Here is a 23,459-nt window from a genome sequence, read left to right as displayed (position 1 = left end):
TTATTTACCCCTCATTTTCATCGTGAAATTCAATACCAAATTGTTTAAAGCAGTCTAATAATGCTTGTTTATAGTTTTTCCTGTCTGCCGTATCCCACTTCAGCATGTGATTTACATCATCACTAAAATACTTAGAAAATACCTGTTGTGATGCTAAAGGAATAAAGTTGGCTTTGTCAGTCTTACCTAATTCATAAAACTTTTTTTCGGCTTGTAAAACCTTCTTTCTTTTAATAAAAAACGGATCATTTCCTATAGAGCGATTATCACTTTCTGGTAAAAGACATAAATTATCAAGTGTTTGAATATTTTCAGAGAAACTGCCTATCAGTTCTTCTAAAATTTCATTATATTGATTATAAAAATGCTCTTTTTGCGTAGGATCTATGACTGTTTCATATTGAGTTAATATTTCTCCAAGCTTTTCCTTAGCAATACTATCTGTTATTTCCTCTAACAATGCCTTTTGCTCAGATACCCAAACCTTGATTTGATCATCCTTGCTAGACAACTCCTCACTTTGCTGGGCATGGATATGTTCAATATCCCACTTTACTTGGTTATAACGTTTAAAAGAAAAACGTGTGTTGTGTCTCTCATATCTAAAAATATTAAATAATACGAGTATCGATTTAATTTTTGGTCGGCATGAGGTGTCATCTGCATCATAGAAGACATGCTCAAAATCTAATTTTTTGGAATTTTTGTCTTTCTTAAAAAGATGACTTAATTCAAGTTGGATAAAGTTTTTTAGCTTCGCTTCAAATTCATCCCGTTTACAACCTTGAGCTACAATCCAGATGTCCTGAATGGTTTTATATTTTTGCCCAATTAAATAGCCGATCAGATGATATAAACGATCATTTTCATACCACTCATTTAAATACTGAAATCCTGTGAGAACCTTTAGCCACTCTGTTTCAATTAAATATTTCACATCTTGGGTTGATTTAAACTCATTTGCGTAATAGATAAAAGTTTGATGGTCTTCTTTCAGTTTTAACGCTTTTCTATCCGTTTTTTTATTCGCAATCAGATCAAAAATCAGTTCAATACGTGTGTGTTTATTGGTTTGTTGTGCTGGACTCAAGAATGCCCAAAATTCATCATTTTGTAGGGCTTGCTCGATAGCATCCCATTGATTCGCCATTTCAGTTTGCTTCTGCACTGCCAGATGATCATTGCCATAAGATTTCGCAATTTTTTGTAAGAATAATGCTTTTATCAGCTCTGCATCGGTGAGTGGAATCTTACCCTGATTCAGTCGGCTAAAGATTTCAATAGATTGCTTTTTAGAATCTTGATTTCGATCCACACGTACAGCGTACCAAATGACTTTTGTATGATGCAGGAGCTTATCTTTCCAATGCTCCCTGTTAAATTCTGTACCCTTTTTCTCAAACCATGTTTTTACAGCTTGATAAGCCGTATAGAAGTAATGAGCATCAATCGTTGGTAGGTTATTTTCAGTGAGTCCAGCTAAGTTATTTAAATGCTCTGTACTAGATTCTCTGGTGTCATAACGAAGAGAGAAATATTGCTCATTGGTTAAGTAAGTCAAAATAATAAAAATTGTGGTCATCCGTTGCTGACCGTCAATGAGTTCCCAATAGTATTGGGTCCCCTCGGTCTTTCTTTTTACAACTACAGGTTGCAAGCAATAGAAATCACTTTCTTGCTTTGGTTCAAACTCATCAATGTCATCCAGCAATTCCGTAACCTGTTGTTCCTTCCATTTATAGCCTCGTTGATAACTATCAACAAAAAAATTAGCCTTCTGTAATTCATTAATGGTTTTCAATTCCAATGAATTTTCTTTTTGTTCTAAATAAGAAATGAGTTGCCCTAATCGATCATCTGCTATTTCAGATAAGTCAGGCTTATCCTCTAAAAGTTGGCTAATCTGTACCAATAAATTTGCTGTATTCACCCTATCCCCCAATTTTTAAATCTTTACTTACTTAATTACTTGATACGCATCTTTCATATACGGCTTAAACACCTGCTCAAACTTTTGCACGTGTTCAAAATGCCATTGAATATATTCAGGCCAAAATGCTTTGTTATAACTCTCTACGGCGTTAACAACCACAATCTTTGATAATTTTTGATCTTCTGATCTACGCCAATCTAACTGTAGACCACAACTTTGCTCAATTTCTGCTTTACGTGCATAGAAGAAATCAAAGAGCTTTTTATTTTTTTCGATATTGCTTGTTGCAAACTCAAGTTCTACACGGAGTTCTTTTTGGGCGAAAATCAAGTTGTAATTACACTGTGCAATTGTTGCACCTGCATTACGCCATCCTGCACCAACTGGATTTACATTGCGGAAAAGGTCAAAGTTCCGATTTTGAAAATCCTCTAACAACTGTGTCCAATAGGCTATTCTCAATTGTCCAAGTGAACTTTCTCTTTCTTTGAGTGTTTTCACTTCAGCATCTTTTCGACTTAAACGCACCATATATTCAGATGCTTCAGGGACAGGAATAATTTGCTGTATATCGACTAGTAACTGGCTATTCAATATATATGGCGATACCTTTACACATTTAACGTCGATCTCACGTTCAATTAACCAAAGCGCAGTATTGGTGACTTCTTTTCTAAATTCGCCTGCAACGAGAATGATGCGTTGAGTGGCTTTAAGATTCAGCTGACTCATCCAATCTATATCAGCGTTTTCACCTAAGAATTTTTCAATCAATACACGTGCTGTGTGATGAACATGTTCAGGCTCATACGCATCGGCATCCAAATCAGGATCAATGGGTCGATACTTACTCAGGTAATTCGCATAAACGTTAATAATATCTTCTGCCGTAAACGGCGCAACATAGGAAGCATACTTAAGTGCCTGCCATACGGCATCACGTCCACTGTCATCACGTTTGTTTTCAATCAGTACAAGCTGTCCTTTGGTGTCTAATGCCAAAAGGTCTAGGCGTTCACCTGTGCCATCAAAGCCATCAAATTCTTTTTGGATAATCAGCAGTTCTTCACCCAATGCTTCAGGATGGCTCACCAACCATTCTTGTAAGTCATAACGCTCTGTCAGGTTATGTTGTTTCAGTTGTGTGATGTCTAACGGTTGTAGTTTTTTCTTAGCTGTGTCTACTGTATATAAGCTCATATCCCCCCCCGAAATATTAAAAAACCTAGCCAACCGAAGTTCGCTAGGTTTAAATTTTTTATGCCACTTTAATTTTGCCTGTGACAGCATCATTAATAAGTGTGGTTTTATATTCTTTTAACTTTTCGATTTGCTGATTGATTAATTCAATTCCTGCATTAATTTTCTGCTCTTCTACTTCAATATATTTAATGATTTCATTCTGTTCAGCAATTGGAGCATAAGGTACTAATACGTCACCAAACTTATCAAAATACAGACGCAGTCTCATATCCATAATTCCCCGAGAATGTTTTTTCAATTCTGCACTACAAGTTGGAGACCTAAACAACAAATGATAAATATATGGATTTAATGGCTTAGTTGCTCTCAATATGTCATACGCTGGGCTTGTAACTCCATCGTAATTAGATAAGCCAATTGCACCCATCCACGCCAACAATTTATTGACAATGATGTCGCCTTTTTTAACTTTCCAATATCCATCTGTAGTAGATGCCTTATTTCCTCGTTCCTCCAATTCTTTACGAGGTTTGACACCTATATCTGTATAAACAGATAAAAGTTCTAAGTCGTTGTTTTTAGGTGCAGGTTCAATAATTAGCTTAAACAAGTTTTTTACTTTTATTATTTCCCAATGCTCAGGAATTTGACCAATCCATTCCACACCCGAATCTTTCATAGGTACATTTGGATCTAAACCTTGAGTCACCGCTTTTTGAATGACAATTTGCTTACGTTCATTGAATAAAGCAATTTGCTGTTCTTTAATGGCAATGGCTTGATCGATATTCATCAAAAAAGGATTTAACAAATCTAAAATCTTAGATTGCTCATCTAAAGAAGGTAAAATTATGAAAAATTCAGAGTATTTATCTGCACCGATATTTTCAATAGTAGCTTTATTGAAAATCAAATTTTTCCATTCAAAGAAAACTTCTGAATTTAAATACAGATATAAATATTTTGGAATAATTTTGTTAATGTCCGCTTTAGCTTTAATTAAATAACCTGCGAAACAAAAAGCTTTTTCATTTGCATTTTCTAATTTAAACAAAAAACTTTTACCAACTGATGCACCACTTCTTGCTAACAGAATATCGCCATCATCCAACAAATAATCTTTACCTTTTTTCCAAGTCAAAGATAATTTGTTTTTTTCATCCAACTTTCCATCATCATTAAAATCAGTGATTCTAATGTATCTAGGTAAATCCTCTGAAAATTCTATACCTGATTCATTAGCTCCATATTTGAGAGGTTCTTGTAGTAAGTGCTTAAGTTTTACGACATTCCAATCATGTGGAATTTCACCAATCCAATCCATACCTGAATCTTTATAAGCATCATATTTTTCAAACATCATGCTTCCCCTTAAAGACCCAAAATCTGTGCAATTAAACCATCCGCTTGCTTTTCAAGACTTAAAATATCCTGAGCCACATCCTCTAAAGAACGTAAAGGCTTATGCTGGTAGAAATACTTATTAAAGCTCACCTCATAACCTATCTTCACAGAATCCAGATTAATCCACGCTTCAGCCACATGCGGTTTTACTTCATCTAAGAAATACGCATGAATCTGCTGTTTTAACGGTACAGATTCACTATCACGCAAATCGCTATTGCTTTCATAAGTCGTGAACTCACCTTTTTTCGCCGTTGCATAATAGCCAAAGTCGGCTAAATCAGCTTCTGTACAACCCAGGTGTTCAAGTAAATCAGCAAGCTCAGCGTCATTCAGCTTCACGACTTTTTTCACCACTTTTTCTGCGTTTTCGTCATACCAACTCACCGCATTTAAAATGTTATTCTTTTCAGAATTCGACAGCTTAATTTTTAAGGCTTTGATCGCTTCATCGACTTTTTTCTTAAATAGGTTAAAGTCTGAAAACTCATCTGTACCGACCTGTTGCATGATGCTTAAGGCATTGTCCAATGCAGTTTTTAAAGCATTCCAATGCTTCACATCAAACAGCTTGGCTTGGGCTTTATTGTTCAGCGTAATCTCTTGGTCTTCACACCACGCCAAGACTTCTTTTTTCACCGCATCAAGCTTCGCTTCGCTATAAATGTCATCGCCATAAGTGCTATACATATATTCCATTGGCTCAGACAACGACTTATCAAAACGTAAGCCTTGTAAACGCTCTGCACTAAACTGTGCGCTACGGCGGTCAGGACGCTCAATATTGACTTTGTAATAACCAAAATCTTGGTTATCAAACACCTTGCTTGCAATACCAATAGGATCATTTTTTGCATCAAGCTGACGCTCTACATCTTGACCTGCAAGGTAGGTCTGCATAATTTCCGCAATGTGTTCAGGCGCAAATTCACAGTTTTTATTGCCCAAGTTTTTACGCAACTTACGGAACATCAAACTTGCATCAATCAGTTGTACTTTGCCTTTGCGCTGTTGTGGTTTGTTATTCGACAACAACCAAATATAGGTGGTAATACCCGTGTTATAGAACAAGTTATTTGGTAACTGCACAATCGCATTCAATAAGTCATTTTCGATGATATAACGACGAATATTACTTTCACCGCCACCTGCATCACCGGTAAATAAGCTTGAACCATTATGAACGGAAGCAATACGACCGCCAATGCCGTTATGCTCAGGCGATTTCATCTTATTGACCATTTCCATGAGGAATAGAAGCTGGCCATCGCTTGAACGTGGTGTAGCATCACAGCTTTCTTCATTGCCCCAATAGTCTTTTAATTTCACGATGAAACGTGGATCAACCACATCTGAACCATCTTTAATGTACTTTTGCTCAGATGCCCAGCTCTTACCATACGGCGGGTTAGAGAGCATAAAGTCAAACTTCGTGCCGACAAACTCATCTGTGGTCAGTGTTGAACCAACACGAATATTTTCAGGGTTATTACCCTTAATCATCATGTCTGACTTACAGATCGCATACGTCTCGTCATTGATCTCTTTACCGTACAGAATCACATCACGGTTGCCATTTTCCACGGCGTAACGCTCTTCAATAAAGTTTTGTGCTTCGGTCAGCATCCCACCTGAACCACAAGCTGGATCATAGACGGTAATGGTGAGAGGTAATTTTCCTTGGATTGGATCAAAGACAAAATGCGTCATTAGCTCAATCACTTCACGCGGAGTAAAGTGCTCACCCGCCTCTTCGTTATTTTCTTCGTTAAATTTACGAATTAATTCTTCAAAGACATAACCCATACCTAAGTTAGTCAATGCAGGTAAACGGTAGCCGTCTGGATCAACTACATCTTCAGGGGTTAAGTTAATGTACGGCGATAAGAATTTCTCGACCACATCTAACAGCACATTTTTGTGTGACATGTGGCGGATTTGAGCGTACAGGTTAAAGCATTGAATGATTTCTTTAACGTTGTCGCTAAAACCTTCTAAATATTCTTCAAAGTTTGCCAATAATATTTGAGAGTTATTTGATGCGGCGGTATATAGTGAGCGTAATGTCCATTTAGAGGTGTTATAAAACACATAGCCTGATGCTTCTTTCAGTGGCTCATCATCGAACTCGGTGAGTTCCATTTCGACTTGTTGGTAGCGTACTTCTTCGAGGACTGCATCTTTAGTCGGCTCTAATAAAGTATCCAGACGGCGTAATACCACCATCGGCAAAATCACATCACGATATTTACCACGTACATAGACGTCTCGAAGACAATCATCAGCGATAGACCAGATAAATGAAACCAATTTGTTATGAACTGAATGATCCATATTTCAACCTAAAAATACATATTTTGTAATACCCTACATTTACTCAAACTTATTTTACTTTTGAATAAGCTTTAGTAAATGGCCGGTTTTTTCGCTTAACGACATAAATTGTCGCCAATTATTAATTCAAAAAACTTTCTTATGCTCGAGACTTTTGAACCGCACCTTAATACGCCATATTTCGGCTATCGTAATCATAAGTCGTGAGCAAAGCTTCTCCCTCTGCGACTACAACTACACCACCTTTATCTCTGAGTCGCTTAGCAACTTTCAATTGAGCTTCAAGTTCATGAATTTTCTCATTCAATAATTTACGATTCAGGAACCATCGATCGCCTTGGATGACACCATGATCTAAAGTAAAGTTGATCATGTCTTTGGTAATGCCACGCTGTTGTGATCGTTTTTGAACATGCTTGGTATCGTACATGACAGCTCTCCTTTAAATTTGGCTCAACAACTGATTAAGCTTAACTTTCGCTGCTTGATATTCCTGTTCAAGCATTTCTAATTTCGCTTTCTCTTTCGCTAAATCAAACCTTGTGACTTCAATTTCATTGATAAAATATTTATTGAAACTCAAATTCATGTCTTTTGAACGAATTTCATCTACCGTCACAATCTTACAAATATCAGGATCATCTTGCCCATGGAATACTGACGCAATATGTTTAATCGATTCCTCTGATAGGATAGGACGTAAAACGGTTCGCTGTTTTACATGGTCACTAATATCGATCATTTTGATCCCATCATGCTGTTTTGCTCCCTTATTCAACACCAACAAAACTGTTTCAATTTTGGTATGTTGCATAAAGCCTTTAGGTAACAAAATAATCGTATCAATCCAATCATTTTCTAAAAGCTCAGTTCTCAAAGCGAGATCATAGCCCCCTCGAAACAACCACCCAGATGGAACTTGGATAAACGCTCTCCCTGTATCATTTAACTGATATAAGGCTTGCTGAATCCATGCGCTATCTGAGGCATTGGTTGGCATGGCTTTAAATAGTTGTCTTAAATACGGCGTTGTTTTTATTGCATTTGGATTAATTCGTTCTCCAAATGGCGGTGTAGTGACAACTAAATCAACTTCGTTGGACAATTCGTTTTCAGTTAAGGAATCTTGAAGTTGGCAATTCAGTTTTTTACCTGCTAATTTAAAAATTACTTCTGCAATAGCAATCGGTAACTGATTAATATCTCGTAGATAATACTCTTCAGCATTTAACTGCGATGCAACTAAGCCTATACCACATGCCCCATCATAAAAACGCTTAATAGGTTGGCTATCAATAATCGCTAAAACAAGGTTTGCTAAATTTTCATTACTCGTAAAAAACTCATAATAAAATTCATTAGACAATAAGGTTGGCAGCTCATGGGCAAGTGCCTTGCCATATGCTTGTTGGTTATCATAAGCTGAAGAGGCTTCAATAAATGTTCGAGTTAAGATAGAAAATTCAACCTCTTCAACTTTATCAGAGAGTAAGTGATGAACAAACTTTAAGTCAGAATGGTGTAAGAATTTCTGCAATTCTTCTTTTACTTTTGCCTTACTCAACTTCTCGAAGGATGCAGCAAATTCGATATCAACAAAAGAAACATAAGCTGCTAACGTCAGTAATTCAGGAGCATGTTCTGCTTTTTGGAACAGATGCAACGCATCTAAGCTTTGTTTAATACGTGCTTTTAAATCAAATTGATTCGTTTTCATGTTTAACCCCTCACACCATCAATTGCTGTAAACTAGCTTCAACGGCAATAAGCTGTTGCACTTTGAGCTTATCTAGAAGAGTTAAAGCCTCAATATTTGCATAAAAAATAGAAGTGATTAATTTTTGATGTCCTATCTCAGGAATAGAGATTTCTAAATTTTTAAGACCTGCAATAGATAAACTGCGTACAGTCGATCCAATTGCAATCTCGTCCATCAATGCCTGCCCATGACCACTATTAATAAAACTCACTAGTACTTCAGCTAATATCTTCTCTCCACAACGAATCACAAATACATTCGGGGATGCAATACTAGGAATATTCAAGTGATATTCTTTCAATAGGGCTGCACGAAAGTTCGTTCCTCGTGCCATCAGTAGAATGTCTTGATCCTGCAATATATGACCTTCCAAACGGCTTTGCTCGACATAAACCTTTTTCAGCTCACTGTCTTTCAATTTCACTAGCCCATTTTCCGATAGGTTATTTCCAGTTAAGCAAACAACTTCTACAAAGCCTGGTTTTGCCTCTGACATCTCTCGCTGATTTGCAGCACTCAATCCTGATTGAATAGATGCTATATCTATTAATTTCTTCTTATCACCCATATATACCTCCAAGTACGTTTTCAGTCGTATTTTGATTACGATCAATATTTCATTATTCGAATTTAGATCTTTTTTAATACGATGTCAATCGTACTCGAGGTAATATTTTTAAAGAATTATTGGTTAAAATTTAAGAGATTGAAATTTATAATTTTATTTTTTAAAAAATATATAATTATTTTCTCTAGCCTGACTATATGCCCACTCAGCCACCTTATGCGACCGCTCTTTATCCGTCAAAAAACCGAGCACTGATATCCGGTCAACAATAATCAAATTCTGCTCTTCATTTCGCTCCTGCCATTTATGCAAAAATTCATCAGATGCCAGTAGATTACTTTTCTTAGAATTACAGCTTGAATCTGCCAATACGAAGTTATGACCTGTATCCGATGGGTACATAGACCATGGAATGAAATGATCAACGGCGTAATTGCCATTGCGCATCGGTTTATTACAGTAGAGGCATTTACAGTCCTGTAGCTCGACCAACACATTAGCCACAGCATTTAATTGGTTCCGACTCGGCTCAAACATGAATTGTTCAAGATTCGGCAACTGATTCAAAATAGGTGCATTGCTGCTGTTCTTACGGATATAGTCAATCCAACGTTTCTGGCAAAGCTCTTCGATGATTTCACTGAACTGTCGTAAGCAAAACATGACTTGCGGTAGAAGAATAAGTTGCTTTCCACACCGATCAAGCTGATATAAAAACTCAAAATTTTGACCATTGATGTTTTGCAAGTAGCGGACTGGCATGTCTTTTACAGTGCGAGCGACATCTTTAACTAGCTTCAACCACACCAATGAATCTCGTCTTAATAACCCCAAAGAAGAGTAGCTTTGCCGAAGCTGTATAATGCGATTCACAATGGCAGCTTGTTTACCATTGTTCTGATTTAAAATCAGCTGCCCTTCATCATTAAAGGTATAGGGTACTGCTTGCTTCCAATACAGCTCGATAAACTTCTCAGCGATATCCGTATATTCGAGTGATAGACTCTCACCTGAATCTTCACCTTTTTCAATAGCTAATCGACTTAGGCTAATCAGCAATGCAAATTTATAGGTGCTACTAAAACTACCCGACTGTAAAATCAGCTGAATATTTTTTAGAAATTTAAGTTGTTCTTGTGTAGTAGGAATAAAGTCAGGCATGTTTTTTCCAAAGTACATTCAGCCATTTTTCTTGTCGATCAGGTCGCTGATCTACTGTAATCCACTGTTTTAATACCCTAACCCCATTCAACTGGTCTAACAATTCCTGAGCCTGCTCTTCATTTAAGTCAGTAAACGCCCTACCGCCTTTTACTCTATCTGCTGTTCCATATTTAAAAGACATATAGCACACACCGCCACGGCGTAATGCAGCATGAATACGTTTTAAAACATCAGGGAGTCTATTACGAGCACAATGTAGTAAAGAGGCACATGCCCATACCCCATCATAAACATCGTGCATATCAAGCTCATAAAAACTTTGCTGCTGAACAGCGATACCAGTCAGTTGGCTCGCTCGTTCGACCAATACTTCAGAATAGTCGATAGCATCAACTTGATAGCCTTTATTTTTAAAAGCCAAAGTATCACGCCCTGAGCCACAGCCTAAATCCAGGATCCGTGCTGAATCTGGCACCTCAGCTAAAAATGGTTGGTATAGACTTTCCATATCCACATACAACGTGGCTTGTAAAAATTGATCTGCGTATTGGTTGTAATAGTCTATTGTTTTCATATTGGTTGCTTAGGCTAAACACTGACCCCAGTCTACTAAAAAACAAAAAGATAAGGGAGCATTTGCTCCCTTATCTTTTTAGTCAAATAAATCTGCTCTTACTTCTTCCAAAGCACGATCTGACTTAAAACGATTACATATCGGGTGAATAATTGCTCCATTTTCTAAAACACCATAACCACCTTCTGCTTTCGATTCTCGATGATCTACTTCAGTCGACTCAAGGTATAGAGCGCTATCACATACTTCGCAATAGCTCCATGTTTTCCTTTCCTCACGTTGATAAAGATTTCTTTTGGTCGCGAGTGAAAAATTTAAAGGTTTTTTCTTCTTTGTTAGTCTTACTGATTTCACAAAGCTCACAACATCATCCACAATGCTCTCATCATAATCACCACCAAAACGGTCAAGGTAAAAATCATTAAAATTAATATAATCAAATGATTGACTCATCGAAAGAATGACGGTGTTCAAACAAACTTCATCTTCAAAATCTAAATCCATATTGAGTCCAATACAGATAAAGGCTTGATACACGTTCTTCAATCGCTCATGTGATCTGATGCCGCTACCAAACTTACCGACAGTTTCTTTGATCGCCACAGGAATTTTTTCAATTAAACTTTCAACACCACGGCGTGCTCGAGTAAATCCAATAAAAACTGTATTTAGTCGGGTATTTAATGGGAAAATCAAAACTGTCACCATTAGCAAAACAGCGACAGGTAAGTATTATGCTTCGATTTTGGTCGAGTCAGAGTTAGAACTTGTTGCATCAACAACAATTCAAGCTGATCAAACCATCGGAATTGATATGGGTTTGAATCACATGCTCATTCAATCCGATGGTAATAAGGTTGAAAATCCAAAATACTTGCGACAGGCTCAAAACCGACTATCCATACAGCAGAAGATATTTGCTCGAAAGAAGAAAGAATCAAAGAATTATCAACGTCAAAAATTAAGTGTTGCATTCATCCATGAAAAAGTGCGCCTGCAACGCTTAGACCTACATCACAAACTCACGCATTACTTGATCTGTGAAAACCAAGCGACCACGTATGCTGTAGAAGATTTAGGGATAAAAAATATGGTAAGAAATCGAAAACTAGCCAAGTCCATTTCGGATGTGGCTTGGGGTCAATTTCTTACGATATTGCAATACAAGGCAAAATGGTTCGGTAAGAATGTGCTACAAATTGGAAGATTCGTTCCAAGTTCTAAAGCATGTTCATGTTGTGGTTATACTATGACAAAATTGCCACTAAGCATAAGAGAATGGCAATGTCCTGACTGTGAAACAGTGCATGATCGTGATTTGAATGCAAGCTTGAATATACGCAATTTCGCTTTAGCTGATGCACTAGGACATAGTGCTGTATAAAGAGTTCCTGTACCGCCATACTGTCAGCGCAGTGCGGTATCGAAAGGTGCAATCTCTAAGATTGCATGGGTCGCAAAGATTCCCCCACCATAGCTCTTAGCTTGGTGGTGGGAGTATGTCAAGTCTTGATGCTACATCTTGATATGTTATAATTTGTACATCAAAATGATGTACTTATTGGTGAAGAAATGGCTAATTTAGCAACTGAACGAATTAATGTTCGTTCAACAGCAGATGCAAAGAATGTGATTGAGCAAGCTGCGAATTTATTAGGCCTCAGTGTAAGTTCTTTTATGCTGCAATCCTCCTTTGAACGAGCAAAAGACTTACTTAAATCTAACCATGAGTTGAAAGTAAATAATGCTGATCGTGATATGTTAATGAATTTGCTTGAAAATCCACGCCCTGCAAACGATGAAATGAAGAAATTAATGAGTTTATTAGATGAGAATTGAGATTTTACAAACTCATCACCAAAGAAAATCATTTAATTGTGGGCAAGATGACTTAAATAAGTTCATTAAACAATATGCGTCCCAACATCAGAAATCAGGGACAAGTAAAACGTATGTTGCTGTTGATCATGCTTCAAATGTGATAGGGTTTTACTGTCTATCTAGTACCTCTATTGGATTCGATTTAGTAGATACCGTACTCACCAAACGCTTACCTCGTTATCCACTCCCTTGTGTTGTTGTAGGTCGCTTTGCCGTTGATAAAGTGACTCAAGGGCAAGGAATTGGAAAAGTGCTTTTAGCACATGCTCTCAAACAAGTTTCAAAAGTTGCTCAAATTATTGGTGTAAATTTTGTTGTAATACATGCAAAAGATCAAAAAGCGATGGAATTTTATCAGCGTTTTGGCTTCATTTCTTTAACATCAAATCCATTAACATTAATATATCCAGTGAATGAAATTCCTAATTTTAATTAAAGTGGTCTACTAGGAATACAAGTAACTGGCAAACTATGAATGAGAATTGGTGACAGACCTATCCAATAATCTGCAAATTTTTCAAGATCTTGCTCTTCAACATGCTGATATGAAGATGAACTATTCATTAATGCAGCATGAATACATTTTAAAACATCAGAGATGTCTATTACGAGCACAATGTAGTAAAGAGGCACATGCCCAAATACCATCATATGTTTCATATTCTGCTAGTCATAAAAACTTTGATAACGTACTTTCAACCCTGTAAGTTCAGTCGCTTTTTTTACAAGTTCTTCAGAATAGTCAATCGCATCTACGTAATAGCCCTTTTTTCTAAAAGCCAAAGTATCCCGACCTGAGCCACAACCTAAATCTAAAATGTAGGCATCATGTGCTAATTGCTCTAAAAAGGTTGGTATAGTGCTTCCATATCCACATTCAAGGTCGACTTTATAAATTGATCAGCCTGTTTATTGTAATAATCTATTGTTTTCATTCAGTTGGATACATCTCAGCCATGTATATATACGATATCAGAGTTCGCTTATCATTGAGAAACGATTTTAACCTACAACTTCAGCGACGATATCGCTCGTCCCTTTCTATATTGATTTATATTCAATACAGCTTGCCTTAGACACATTAAAACAATTCATTTTAAATGCTCAATTTTTCTTGCTGAATCGCATGTATCAACATAATAAACGCAATACAAAGTGTCGTATTTTTATTGTTTTCATTGATAAAGCTTAATTTCACTTCACGACTTTTTTGTGACTTATCCGGTGGATCATTATCAACTTTTAGCTGCGTATCCTCAGGGAGTAAATACTTCAGTCCCGTAATCAGATGTTGAATGGACCAATCGACACGTGGCCTATTTTGCTTATCAAAACGATATTGAAAATGAATAAAGTTTTTTCTCAGCTTTCCATGTTCAATTAAAATACTCAAGGCTTCTAAAACCTGATGTTGAACCCGCTTTGGCAGTGCTGAAATCTCTACGCATTGCTTTGCTTCAAAACCTTTCTTTAAGGCTTTTTCATATAAGGAGATGAGTTCATCTTCACTAAAATCCTCATTATTTTGAGGCTTTTTTACCGCCATCCACTTAGTAGCGAGCTTTTTACTGCGTAATACCCAATCATGGTCCTCATAAGCTCTATATTTAATGTAATCATGGATGATGGTAGATACAGATACATTTTTACTTATTTTAGGCTGAACAGGTTTAACTGAATCCACTTTTTTGAGTGCATAAGTGGCATGATAAAAATCGAAATACTGGCCTTTTCGTATTATATGATTAAGATCCACAATTTCTGTGTTAGCACTTGTTAAGTCATTTTGAAGTATCAGTTTGATCGTGTCCCGATGAATTGTACAAGGCAAATGATAAATTCGATCTATCACCAACAAATCCAGCACATGTAGATAGTGAGATGCTGTTTGCTCTATGTTTGCATGCCCCATCCAGTCAGCTAGTAACCGCCACTTATGCTGTATGACAGCTTCATGCTGAATTGCAGTTTCTCCAAATAAATGCTGACGCATGACTTTACACCGGCTCCAAGTGTAATCCGTATAGGTCATGATCATCTCTTTTGAGCCTAACCAAGCGATTGCTAAATGATTCGCGGCACTATGTCTAAAGTTATGGAAAGTATAACCATGCCCTTCACCCAATATCTCATCAAAAATCACTTGGGTCATTTCACTAATATAAGCTTCACTTAAAATTTCGCCATCTTGGGCAAAAATCAATTTGTCCGCATGATTAGTTTTCGCTGGATTATGTGTAATACATTGTTTTAGATATTGCTGTACCAATGCCAACTCTTCATCGAGCATGACGGCGTTCAGATCAAGCTGACGCTTTGCGTTTTGGCTTTTGAGTTTCCGATAAACATTGTTACGTAAATTAAAACGGATCTGCACAGGTTTGGTCAGCGTATCATTACGCCAAATCAGTTCAGGACAAATGACCTCTGCCAATGTAAGTCCCCTAATTTCATTCAATCGCATCCCCAAACGAAATGCGAGTAAATACATGAGCTGTAGCTGAAAAAGATACGCTTGCTCTTTAGTTGTTTGACATTTTTCAATCTTTAAACTTAGTACCTGTTTAAGCTGATTGAACAATTTTGGGCTAATTAATTTGGCATGACAAAATTGTACACGATGATAATCATTGTATTGAAAGGTACCGACCTTAGGGACACGGTATTGTTTCATACAAAACTGATGAAATGCTTTAAGTCTGCCAAATGCATACTGTGCACGTCCGTGATTGGCCTTAGGATCAGTCTCACGTTTGGCTTGATCTCGATCATCAATACTATCTAAGATAGCGTCGTACAGTTCCTCACAATCTTCTTGATCCATGTTATCTATATCACCTGGGAACATATAGACATGGAATAAGTAATCTTTAGCGATACTACTTAAATACCGCTCGATACTATTGAGTTTCATCTTTTGAGACTTAAGATGAAAAATCCAACCCAGTAGCCTGAGCTGTGCTTCTATTAGATTTTTTTCATACAGGCCAACGTGAGGCTTCTTTTCTTCTAGTCGCTTCTGAATGCTTGTCCATCTGATCCATTTCACACGTTCACTTTTACGCTGCCGTTTCTGACGCTTATCAACTTCAGTCTGATCTTTTTCAAATAGCATCAATTCAAATGGAATTTCTTTGAGTTGCTGGTGAGCTGTAATTAAGTCTGGTACCGCCTTTTCTGTCTGTAGTGGTATATACCGCTCAATATGTGTTAACTGCGTCTGCAAGATGTTGTGATCTAACCATGCTCTCGCCTGATCAATAGGTGTTAACGACACCGTTTTGAGACGACCTCGCATAACCTCGCTTAAGCACATATCTAAGCCCGAATAAGAGTCAAGCTCAATGGCTAAGTTTGAATGATCAAAAGGTGTAAGTGAACGAAGCTCTGCTAACTGTTTATCATTACGGCGTAGTAGTTTTTTCAGACCTACGAACTGATGACTCAGATCAATTTCTTTAGGTAATTTCCCTAATACAGTAGAGATAGACTCCAGAACATATCGTGGCATCTGCTGATTCAAGGCTTGAGAGCCATGCTGTTTTATCCCTTGTATAAACAACTGTGCATAGGGATTAAGCCAAATATAACGCCACTGATACACCTGTCTATTTTCGATTTGATTACCATAAGCACGCTGTGGTACTCGATAATGCAGTGCGAGTGGTTGGATGATTGTTTTATATCCAGCATGATAAAGTTTAGTACAGATTTGGAGTTCATCTTTGACAATAGCGTTGACCAGGGTATTACCAATTGCTGTTAATTGACTTAGATCAGTACAGCCAGAGCAGTACATCAGACTTAAATAAAAATTCCCCCATAACCATGCCGGAGTAACTTCATCCTTGTATGGACAATTCCAATAGGATTTTAAGGCTATAGCAATATGATAATGTTTTTGTCCTTGCCGAAGATGTGATTCAGTACTACGAAGTTGTCTGGGTATAGGTTCTAGAAAAGTAGTTTTAGGCCATACTTTGATTGGATACGCATTCTTTGCTTGAGATAAATAGGTCTGACGCAAAGATAAAAAATATTTTTCAATAGCTTGAATATACGGTTTTTGAGCATCTTTCCGAGTAAATTTCTTCTGCTCTAAAAAACAAATAAATTCATCATAAAACTCGTACCACAAGCTATTTAGTGTGTTATCTAATAATTCAGGTCGGTCTCTTAAACTCTTAATCTGACTTTTCATTTCGGCAAATACAGAATCAACCTGAACCTGAATTTTTTGAATCAATGACTCATCTATACTCATGATAAGCCCTCAGATTGAAGTACTGAAATGTATGACAGATGCTCAATCTGCAATTGCTTAATCATGCGATCAATATTTTGGGTAAATTGATTGATATATTGTGGTAAAGATGCAGATGAATAGCGATAAAAGAGCTCCTGATTACGCTGATCATGCCCATAAACTGCTTGTATGACATTAAAAGCCAAACCTTGCTTCATCAACATATTCATATCAAAGTGTCGTAGCCAGTTATTATATAAACTGCTGAGTTGATGACCTTCAATATAGTCATTAATCCAACTTCGGTTAAGCGCAGCAATCTTAATTTTCTTACTTGCCCATTCCTCAGCAGTGGTCGGTAACGATTTCGGGTAATGGATCACTTGGCCAAACAAATCTTGCAATGTAATCTTTTTCCCAAACACAAATCGGAGGAGCTCTTCATACTGCTGAGTGACCGTATTTAAAAATTGCGTATAACGTTTAAAAGCTTGGATAAAAAATGCTGGGAGCGGTATATAGCGACCATCTTTTCGTGATTGACTGTTTTGCTTATCATCTACATACAACAACTTTAGTTTTAAATCGTAGTCACTATACTTTCCTAATAAGTTTTCCCGAGGACGGCGTGTTAAACACAATAAGCTGATATGCCACATCCAAGCACTATAGGCATTAATTCGCTCAATTATATGTTGATGTATCTGTATTTTATCAACGCAAATGGCATGTAATCGTGTAAAAAATTGACCAACATAATTTTGATTGAGTGCTAATTGGCTACCAAAACGTGATATAGACGCAGGTTCATGTTTAACAAACTGCTCTTTAAGCATTTCAATTTCTGTTTTCGTTTCTTCAACACTGAGTGTCTCTAAGTAGATCAAATAATGCTGATTCAATTCCGATGCGCTCACACCATTGTAGAAACTACTCGGTAGCTCATGGGTGCTATCTTTGCCCGATAGCACATGGGCAATATATTCATTAAAAGTACGGTGAAAAATATAGAAATACAGCTGGGCTTGGAGTTTCTCAACAGTAATTGAACCTAGCCCCTGATTCTGAGTCCATTTTTTGAGTCTTTGATTGATCTCTTGTACTGTAAGTACCTGTTGTGATCCATTCAAAATAAGATATTCAAACCAACTGCTTGATACATGGAGATCATGCGTCACTGTTTTATTCAGTTGGTGAATCTTTAAAGTTTCAACTTTTTGTTTTGTAATATCTAAATGTAATCTGAGTCGATACTCCGGCTTTTTAGAACTACCACCTTTAATAAGCACTCCCTCATCAATCAGTTGTTTATATTGAAGCAAATGCCTTGGTGATAAACCCGTCGCTAAACTCAATAAGCATGCTGCTGCAATCGCTGAATCTTGAGTAGGAGCATTATATAACTCACCCTTCAAAATATAGATAAGATGTTGAATCACATCTTTGCTCATGTAATTTGTGTTGGTTACAAACGGTTGTAGACGTCTTTGACGATGCCTCATCAAATGTTCACTATGATTGTTCAATACTGTATTAAAACGAGCTGTAGATTTAGATGTTGTATGTACAGCAATCCCCTCATCTATAAATTCAACATCTCCATCATCAGCATAAAAGATCTCCTGTCGAGCTTGAATATATGCTGGATATCCTTTAATAAGCTGTCTTTGTTCTCTCTTCTTTTGGAAACTTCTTAATTTTTTCTTTGTCGGCCAATCTGAAATTTTTATTTTTTTACGACGCGAGCGTTTTACAATCCTCCCTTGTTTTAATCGTTTAAAGATAATTTTTAAGTCATTTATATAATTTAGCACCTTAGTTTGAGTGAACTCGGGCAATTTTTGATTTATTTTATTCTTAAGGAAACTCTCCCAGTCACTCGTCACCTTGTCCTGTTCGAGTTCTAACATATATTCTATAAAGTATTCTAAGAGCCTTTTACTCTCGTATTTTAAAAAACTTTCTTCACTTTGTTGTAGAATTGATTTTGCAATATATCGAAATAAATCAAAAATTTCTTTTTGTTTAGCTTGGGAATCTGGGATAACGGCTAATTTTATATAAAGCGCTTCAACAAAATAACTCGTTCTCAAAATGAGGTATGACCATCCAGCATGGTCTAATACATCACCCGAAGCAAAAAAGCTTAAGGCCGCAACTCGATATTCTTCACCCAGTTTACGCGCTTTAATTATCTCGTGAAAAACCTTATGCGCAGTTTTTCCAAAATCACTAAAAGTCTGCTTATCACTTTCATCTAAATCATCAAATACAGCATGCGAAATAAACTTTATTCTGTACTCTTGGTATTGTGTTAAAAAGAGATCTTGTCTCCGTTCTCTCTTTTTCTGAACTTCCATTCGTTCACTCTTGCTCTGCATTGATTAAAGTTGAAATCTCGATCATACCAAGCTGCTTCTTAGAACATTTCTCCATGACTTTTTGTCTCGTTTCATCGTTACGTATGTCAAAAAATTGAAGTAGTAATGGTGTAGTGAGTTCCTTACGTGTATTAAAAATTTCTAATGCCATTTTTGAATCGATATATTTTTCCATATCGCAAATAAGCTGAATCTGCGGAATATATTGGACATTTGCACGTACTGCCCTATCTGTTTTCAAAAGTTCTAAAATACGATGCCAGAGTTTTACATAAATTTTTTTTAAATTATTCTGCTTACTCTTGTTGTTGCCCGGCCTGATTTTTTCTAGTTGTTTCAGCTTAGCTTTGATGTATTCCAAGTCTTCTGTTTTGGTTGAGAAGGGTAGAACAAATTGATAAAAAAATACGAGAGTTTTTTTTATCGTTTGATCAAAACTCATGACAAAATTAGCTCAAAATATTAATACAAATAGTTATAACACTTTTTCTATTTTTTATTTCACAAATCAAAATAAATTTAGTAAGCATTTGTAATAAAATATCTTTTTAAATTTTATTCTTCCATTTTTTTATAGTTTTTAGTTATTCGTTGTGGTTATCAGGCTGGTATGCGAGATGCCGAAGCCACTGCACAACTTCGTCCAGACCTCAATGAAACAGAGGCTTTTATGGCAGGACCACAAATGCATGGTATTCGCGGGATGGTACAGGTCGAAGTCAATACACTTCAGCTGAGCCATCTCAACCATGAGTTCTATGCCGACTTTAACTGGCGACATTCCTTTGAAGGTGAAGTTCACCTGAGCGAATTTGGTAAATCCGATGAACCTGCTTGCTGGCTACAACTTGGTTATGCTTGTGGATATAGCAGCTATGTCATGAGACAAACCATTATTTATCAGGAAACCCAATGTATTGCCCAAGGTCATGATCATTGTCGGATCATTGGTAAACCCTTAATCGAATGGGAAAATGCCGAAGAACTTGTACAATTTATGTCTCCTGACCCTATATCGGACGAAATCATTGCATTACGCGCTGAATTGAATCAACTAAAACACGATATTTATACTCGTGCCGAGGTCGACTACAGCATGTTTAATGCGGTCGGAGAATCTGCGGCTTACCGCAATGTCTGTGACCTCCTCAAAAAAGCGGCTGGCAGTAAAGTCGCCGTACTCCTGTCTGGGGAAACAGGTGTTGGTAAGGAGGCTTTTGCACGAGGTATTCACTATGCTAGTCCACGCAAAGATAAGCCTTTTATAGCAGTTAACTGTGCTTGTATCCCACATGACCTGATTGAAGCTGAGCTCTTTGGCGTAGAAAAGGGGGGCTTTCACAGGAGCAGTCAGTCAACGAATAGGTAAATTTGAACGTGCCCATCAAGGTACGATTTTTCTGGATGAACTGGCTGAGTTATCCCCTCGTGCCCAAGCAGCCTTATTACGAATGCTGCAAGAAGGTGAATTTGAACGTGTAGGCGATTATCAGACCCGAAAAGTCGATGTTCGAGTCGTAGCTGCCACCAATGAAGATTTGGAATTAGCTGTCAAAGAGGGTCGATTCCGTGCCGATCTGTATTTTCGCCTGAACATTTTTCCGGTACGTATTCCGCCATTACGCGAACGGCGGGAGGACATTCCTCTGCTGGTCAGTCATTTTCTTAAACGCTTTGAAAATATCTATGACAAAAAATTAAAAGGTCTTAGTGACAAAGCCAAACATTACTTTATAAATTACAATTGGCCAGGCAATATCCGTGAATTAGAGAATGTGCTGGAACGCGCAGCACTACTCACAGATGATCAACAAGAGATTAAACTACGTGATTTATTTCCAGATGTTGTAGCCGCTGAGGCAATTAGCTATCGGGAAATATTCCCTTCCAAATCATTTAATTCACAAAAAATTGCAGAACTATTTACTCCTGACTTTTCATTAGAACATTATGAACAGCAGATTATTTTACAAGCCATGCAACAGACTCAAAACAATGTCTCTGAAGCAGCACGTATACTCGGCATTAGCCGGGCAACATTGGATTATCGCTTAAAGAAATATAGGGCCTTATCGTAAGGCCCTATATTTCATACCCAAACACCCTAAACTTATATTACTGCGTGCTTTTTTAACCGATATTCCAGTGCACTGCGTGTTATATTCAAATAGCGGGCAGCTTTGGAAACATTACCTCGGTATTTATTTAATGGCGTCTGTAAAATGGTCAATTCAACATATTCCATATCCACCTGTTCTGAGCTTTGCATTAGGTACTCAATTAGCTGATTTAAATCGCTTTTAGTCACAATGCCCTTAATTTCATTAAATTTATGTTTATTCTGGCTTAGGAAATCCTGAATGATCTGTTCTTCCAGCATTAAATCTTCTAAATCAAGTGCCGTATTATTGGACAAAAGCACCGAACGTTCCAAGATATTTCTTAATTCTCGTATATTTCCCGGCCAGTCATAGCTGTTAAAAAAGGCATACACTCGGTCACTGAAGCCATTAAATGTCTTGTGATACTGCTTCTCAAAGAAGTGGATATAGTATTCAACCAGCAGATTGATATCTTCACGGCGTTCTTTCAAAGAAGGAATCAGAACTGGATAGGTAGCTAAGCGGTAATATAGGTCACTACGGAAACGGCCCTCTTCCACTGCTTTTTTCAGGCTTTCATTGCAAGCCACCATCACTCAAACATTAGTTTTCCGGGTTTTAGTATCACCTAACAGCTCAAACTCGCCAGTTTGCAGTACACGTAGTAAAGTGATGTGTGCTGATAAAAACGGAAACTTTTACTTGGTAAATGGCTTTGTTGCACAAACCTATCTGTAACGGCTTTTTCAGCGATATAATTTCCAAATGAAGAAGCCTACACACAAAATCTACCGCACAACCAATTGGCTCGCATATAACAGAGCTCTCATTAATCATGGGAATATTGCCATTTGGTTCGATCCAAAAACACAATGGTATGCAGAACCTCAAGGCAAACAAGGTCGAAGTCAAACCTACTCCGACATAGCGATTCAATGCTGTTTGATGATCAAATCTCTATTTAGACTCACTTTACGCATGGTTACTGGTTTTGTTCAAAGCTTAATTAAACTTTGCGGATTAGATTGGACAGCACCAGACTTCACGACGCTTTGTAGAAGACAAAAGTATATTGATATTCAAATTAGCTACCAGAAAAGTCGTGATGGGTTACACCTACTCGTCGACTCTACGGGTATAAAATTTTTAGGTGAAGGCGAATGGAAGCGTAAGAAGCATCAGCCTGAATACCGTCGGCAATGGCGTAAACTGCATCTTGGTATAGATGCTGAAACACTGCAAATACGTGATGTTCAGCTTACGACAAATAATGTCAGTGATTCACAAGTACTTGGTGATCTACTTGATCAGATTCCTCAAGATGAGCATATTGACTCCGTTTATACCGATGGTGCTTATGACACGAAGCGGTGTCGCCAGTTGATAGAGGTGGTTCCACTTGTTTGAACAACTAAAAGCGTATTTATAAGTGATATTCTGCTCTAGTTAAGCCACCTTGTTTTGTTGCAGTAGCTGATCATAGTAAAACTCATTTGGTGTCATTTTGTCTAGACTCGAATGAGGTCGTTTCAAATTATAAAACTCAAAATATGCACTCAATTGCTTTTTCGCATCTGTGACACTGCTATAAGCTTTGAGATACACCTCTTCATATTTAACGCTCCGCCATAATCGTTCAACCATCACATTATCAATCCATCGACCTTTACCATCCATACTGATTTGAATGCCATTTGATTTCAATACATCAATAAATGCATCACTGGTGAACTGACTGCCTTGGTCTGTATTCAATATTTCAGGTGATCCATATTTTTCAATCGCTTCATTTAAAACCGAAATACAAAAATCCACCTCCATACTAATCGATACCCTATGCGCAAGTACCTTGCGGCTATGCCAATCAATCACAGCACATAAATAAACAAAGCCTTTTGCCATAGGGATAT

At 37.2% G+C, this 23,459-nt stretch carries 18 protein-coding genes and 3 pseudogenes; 5 read left to right on the top strand and 16 right to left on the bottom strand.

The window, feature by feature from the left end; all coding sequences use genetic code 11:
* Nucleotides 1-4: 4 nt before the first annotated feature.
* From FTT84_RS10695 to FTT84_RS10650, 10 genes are all read right to left on the bottom strand, one after another.
* Entirely contained in the window at nucleotides 5-1,930 is a 1,926-nt protein-coding gene (locus FTT84_RS10695) for a DUF262 domain-containing protein (protein ID WP_180080840.1), read from the bottom strand.
* 27 nt (nucleotides 1,931-1,957) lie between these two features.
* Entirely contained in the window at nucleotides 1,958-3,133 is a 1,176-nt protein-coding gene (locus FTT84_RS10690) for a DUF4268 domain-containing protein (protein ID WP_180080842.1), read from the bottom strand.
* Between the two features lie 58 nt (nucleotides 3,134-3,191).
* The gene (locus FTT84_RS10685) at nucleotides 3,192-4,499 is read right to left on the bottom strand and encodes a restriction endonuclease subunit S (protein ID WP_180080844.1); all 1,308 of its coding nucleotides are present in this window, start codon (nucleotides 4,497-4,499) and stop codon (nucleotides 3,192-3,194) included.
* An 8-nt stretch (nucleotides 4,500-4,507) separates the two neighbouring features.
* Complete coding sequence (locus tag FTT84_RS10680) at nucleotides 4,508-6,874, bottom strand: class I SAM-dependent DNA methyltransferase (protein ID WP_180080846.1); 2,367 nt, start codon at nucleotides 6,872-6,874, stop codon at nucleotides 4,508-4,510.
* A 166-nt stretch (nucleotides 6,875-7,040) separates the two neighbouring features.
* Complete coding sequence (locus FTT84_RS10675; protein WP_178319137.1) at nucleotides 7,041-7,304, bottom strand: DUF4258 domain-containing protein; 264 nt, start codon at nucleotides 7,302-7,304, stop codon at nucleotides 7,041-7,043.
* Nucleotides 7,305-7,316: 12 nt separating this feature from the next.
* Nucleotides 7,317-8,591 carry an N-6 DNA methylase gene (locus FTT84_RS10670; RefSeq protein ID WP_168418602.1) on the bottom strand — a complete coding sequence of 425 codons (1,275 nt, stop codon included), beginning with the start codon at nucleotides 8,589-8,591 and terminating at the stop codon, nucleotides 7,317-7,319.
* A 10-nt stretch (nucleotides 8,592-8,601) separates the two neighbouring features.
* Nucleotides 8,602-9,201: a restriction endonuclease subunit S gene (locus FTT84_RS10665; RefSeq protein WP_168418603.1), complete on the bottom strand. Its 600-nt coding sequence runs from the start codon at nucleotides 9,199-9,201 to the stop codon at nucleotides 8,602-8,604.
* 153 nt (nucleotides 9,202-9,354) lie between these two features.
* Nucleotides 9,355-10,362 (bottom strand): HNH endonuclease domain-containing protein, encoded by a 1,008-nt coding sequence (locus FTT84_RS10660; protein ID WP_180080848.1) that lies wholly within the window; start codon nucleotides 10,360-10,362, stop codon nucleotides 9,355-9,357.
* Entirely contained in the window at nucleotides 10,355-10,939 is a 585-nt protein-coding gene (locus tag FTT84_RS10655) for a class I SAM-dependent methyltransferase (protein ID WP_023013367.1), read from the bottom strand. Before FTT84_RS10655 ends, FTT84_RS10660 begins: the two co-directional genes overlap by 8 nt.
* 78 nt (nucleotides 10,940-11,017) lie before the next feature.
* The gene (locus tag FTT84_RS10650; RefSeq protein ID WP_257223382.1) at nucleotides 11,018-11,443 is read right to left on the bottom strand and encodes an HNH endonuclease; all 426 of its coding nucleotides are present in this window, start codon (nucleotides 11,441-11,443) and stop codon (nucleotides 11,018-11,020) included.
* A gap of 58 nt (nucleotides 11,444-11,501) precedes the next feature.
* Between FTT84_RS10650 and FTT84_RS10645 the strand changes: the two genes are divergently transcribed.
* The 3 genes from FTT84_RS10645 (at nucleotide 11,502) to FTT84_RS10635 (ending at nucleotide 13,256) form a co-directional block, all read left to right on the top strand.
* Nucleotides 11,502-12,323: a transposase gene (locus tag FTT84_RS10645; protein ID WP_257223383.1), complete on the top strand. Its 822-nt coding sequence runs from the start codon at nucleotides 11,502-11,504 to the stop codon at nucleotides 12,321-12,323.
* 188 nt (nucleotides 12,324-12,511) lie between these two features.
* The gene (locus FTT84_RS10640) at nucleotides 12,512-12,778 is read left to right on the top strand and encodes a DUF1778 domain-containing protein (RefSeq protein ID WP_026094019.1); all 267 of its coding nucleotides are present in this window, start codon (nucleotides 12,512-12,514) and stop codon (nucleotides 12,776-12,778) included.
* Nucleotides 12,768-13,256: a GNAT family N-acetyltransferase gene (locus FTT84_RS10635; RefSeq protein ID WP_019383654.1), complete on the top strand. Its 489-nt coding sequence runs from the start codon at nucleotides 12,768-12,770 to the stop codon at nucleotides 13,254-13,256. The genes FTT84_RS10640 and FTT84_RS10635 overlap by 11 nt, the downstream gene beginning before the upstream one ends.
* 165 nt (nucleotides 13,257-13,421) lie before the next feature.
* On the opposite strand, the pseudogene FTT84_RS10630 reads toward FTT84_RS10635, so the two are convergent.
* From FTT84_RS10630 to FTT84_RS10615, 4 genes and pseudogenes are all read right to left on the bottom strand, one after another.
* Nucleotides 13,422-13,755 (bottom strand): annotated as a pseudogene (locus FTT84_RS10630) (class I SAM-dependent methyltransferase); the annotation flags it as partial.
* A gap of 161 nt (nucleotides 13,756-13,916) precedes the next feature.
* On the bottom strand, nucleotides 13,917-17,084 hold the full coding sequence (locus FTT84_RS10625) for a site-specific integrase (protein WP_180058785.1): 3,168 nt from the start codon (nucleotides 17,082-17,084) through the stop codon (nucleotides 13,917-13,919).
* A complete protein-coding gene (locus FTT84_RS10620) occupies nucleotides 17,081-19,426 on the bottom strand; it encodes a hypothetical protein (protein WP_257222913.1) in 2,346 nt (781 codons plus the stop codon). The genes FTT84_RS10625 and FTT84_RS10620 overlap by 4 nt, the downstream gene beginning before the upstream one ends.
* Nucleotides 19,427-19,430: 4 nt before the next feature.
* Nucleotides 19,431-19,889 (bottom strand): hypothetical protein, encoded by a 459-nt coding sequence (locus tag FTT84_RS10615; RefSeq protein WP_111861093.1) that lies wholly within the window; start codon nucleotides 19,887-19,889, stop codon nucleotides 19,431-19,433.
* Nucleotides 19,890-20,033: 144 nt separating this feature from the next.
* On the opposite strand from FTT84_RS10615, the pseudogene FTT84_RS10610 reads away from it, so the two are divergent.
* Nucleotides 20,034-21,525 (top strand): annotated as a pseudogene (locus FTT84_RS10610) (sigma 54-interacting transcriptional regulator); the annotation flags it as partial.
* A gap of 32 nt (nucleotides 21,526-21,557) precedes the next feature.
* Here FTT84_RS10610 and FTT84_RS10605 read toward each other — a convergent pair.
* The gene (locus FTT84_RS10605; protein ID WP_180080854.1) at nucleotides 21,558-22,142 is read right to left on the bottom strand and encodes a helix-turn-helix domain-containing protein; all 585 of its coding nucleotides are present in this window, start codon (nucleotides 22,140-22,142) and stop codon (nucleotides 21,558-21,560) included.
* A 172-nt stretch (nucleotides 22,143-22,314) separates the two neighbouring features.
* On the opposite strand from FTT84_RS10605, the pseudogene FTT84_RS10600 reads away from it, so the two are divergent.
* Nucleotides 22,315-22,935 (top strand): annotated as a pseudogene (locus FTT84_RS10600) (IS5 family transposase); the annotation flags it as partial.
* Nucleotides 22,936-22,995: 60 nt separating this feature from the next.
* On the opposite strand, the gene FTT84_RS10595 reads toward FTT84_RS10600, so the two are convergent.
* Nucleotides 22,996-23,459: IS3 family transposase (locus FTT84_RS10595; RefSeq protein WP_180191840.1), on the bottom strand; the 464-nt coding region annotated here is incomplete at its 5' end.

Origin of the sequence: Acinetobacter sp. YH01019, assembly GCF_013420285.1 — a bacterium.
GTDB classification, from domain to species: Bacteria; Pseudomonadota; Gammaproteobacteria; order Pseudomonadales; family Moraxellaceae; genus Acinetobacter; species Acinetobacter gandensis.
This window is presented reverse-complemented; position numbering and strand designations above follow the sequence as displayed.

Bases quoted from the DNA above. Each gene is read 5' to 3' on its own strand.
- FTT84_RS10690 (WP_180080842.1), bottom strand. From the start codon at position 3,133: ATGAGCTTATATACAGTAGACACAGCTAAGAAAAAACTACAACCGTTA.
- FTT84_RS10685 (WP_180080844.1), bottom strand. From the start codon at position 4,499: ATGATGTTTGAAAAATATGATGCTTATAAAGATTCAGGTATGGATTGG.
- FTT84_RS10680 (WP_180080846.1), bottom strand. From the start codon at position 6,874: ATGGATCATTCAGTTCATAACAAATTGGTTTCATTTATCTGGTCTATC.
- FTT84_RS10675 (WP_178319137.1), bottom strand. From the start codon at position 7,304: ATGTACGATACCAAGCATGTTCAAAAACGATCACAACAGCGTGGCATT.
- FTT84_RS10670 (WP_168418602.1), bottom strand. From the start codon at position 8,591: ATGAAAACGAATCAATTTGATTTAAAAGCACGTATTAAACAAAGCTTA.
- FTT84_RS10665 (WP_168418603.1), bottom strand. From the start codon at position 9,201: ATGGGTGATAAGAAGAAATTAATAGATATAGCATCTATTCAATCAGGA.
- FTT84_RS10660 (WP_180080848.1), bottom strand. From the start codon at position 10,362: ATGCCTGACTTTATTCCTACTACACAAGAACAACTTAAATTTCTAAAA.
- FTT84_RS10655 (WP_023013367.1), bottom strand. From the start codon at position 10,939: ATGAAAACAATAGACTATTACAACCAATACGCAGATCAATTTTTACAA.
- FTT84_RS10650 (WP_257223382.1), bottom strand. From the start codon at position 11,443: ATGGATTTAGATTTTGAAGATGAAGTTTGTTTGAACACCGTCATTCTT.
- FTT84_RS10645 (WP_257223383.1), top strand. From the start codon at position 11,502: ATGCCGCTACCAAACTTACCGACAGTTTCTTTGATCGCCACAGGAATT.
- FTT84_RS10640 (WP_026094019.1), top strand. From the start codon at position 12,512: ATGGCTAATTTAGCAACTGAACGAATTAATGTTCGTTCAACAGCAGAT.
- FTT84_RS10635 (WP_019383654.1), top strand. From the start codon at position 12,768: ATGAGAATTGAGATTTTACAAACTCATCACCAAAGAAAATCATTTAAT.
- FTT84_RS10625 (WP_180058785.1), bottom strand. From the start codon at position 17,084: ATGAGTATAGATGAGTCATTGATTCAAAAAATTCAGGTTCAGGTTGAT.
- FTT84_RS10620 (WP_257222913.1), bottom strand. From the start codon at position 19,426: ATGGAAGTTCAGAAAAAGAGAGAACGGAGACAAGATCTCTTTTTAACA.
- FTT84_RS10615 (WP_111861093.1), bottom strand. From the start codon at position 19,889: ATGAGTTTTGATCAAACGATAAAAAAAACTCTCGTATTTTTTTATCAA.
- FTT84_RS10605 (WP_180080854.1), bottom strand. From the start codon at position 22,142: ATGGTGGCTTGCAATGAAAGCCTGAAAAAAGCAGTGGAAGAGGGCCGT.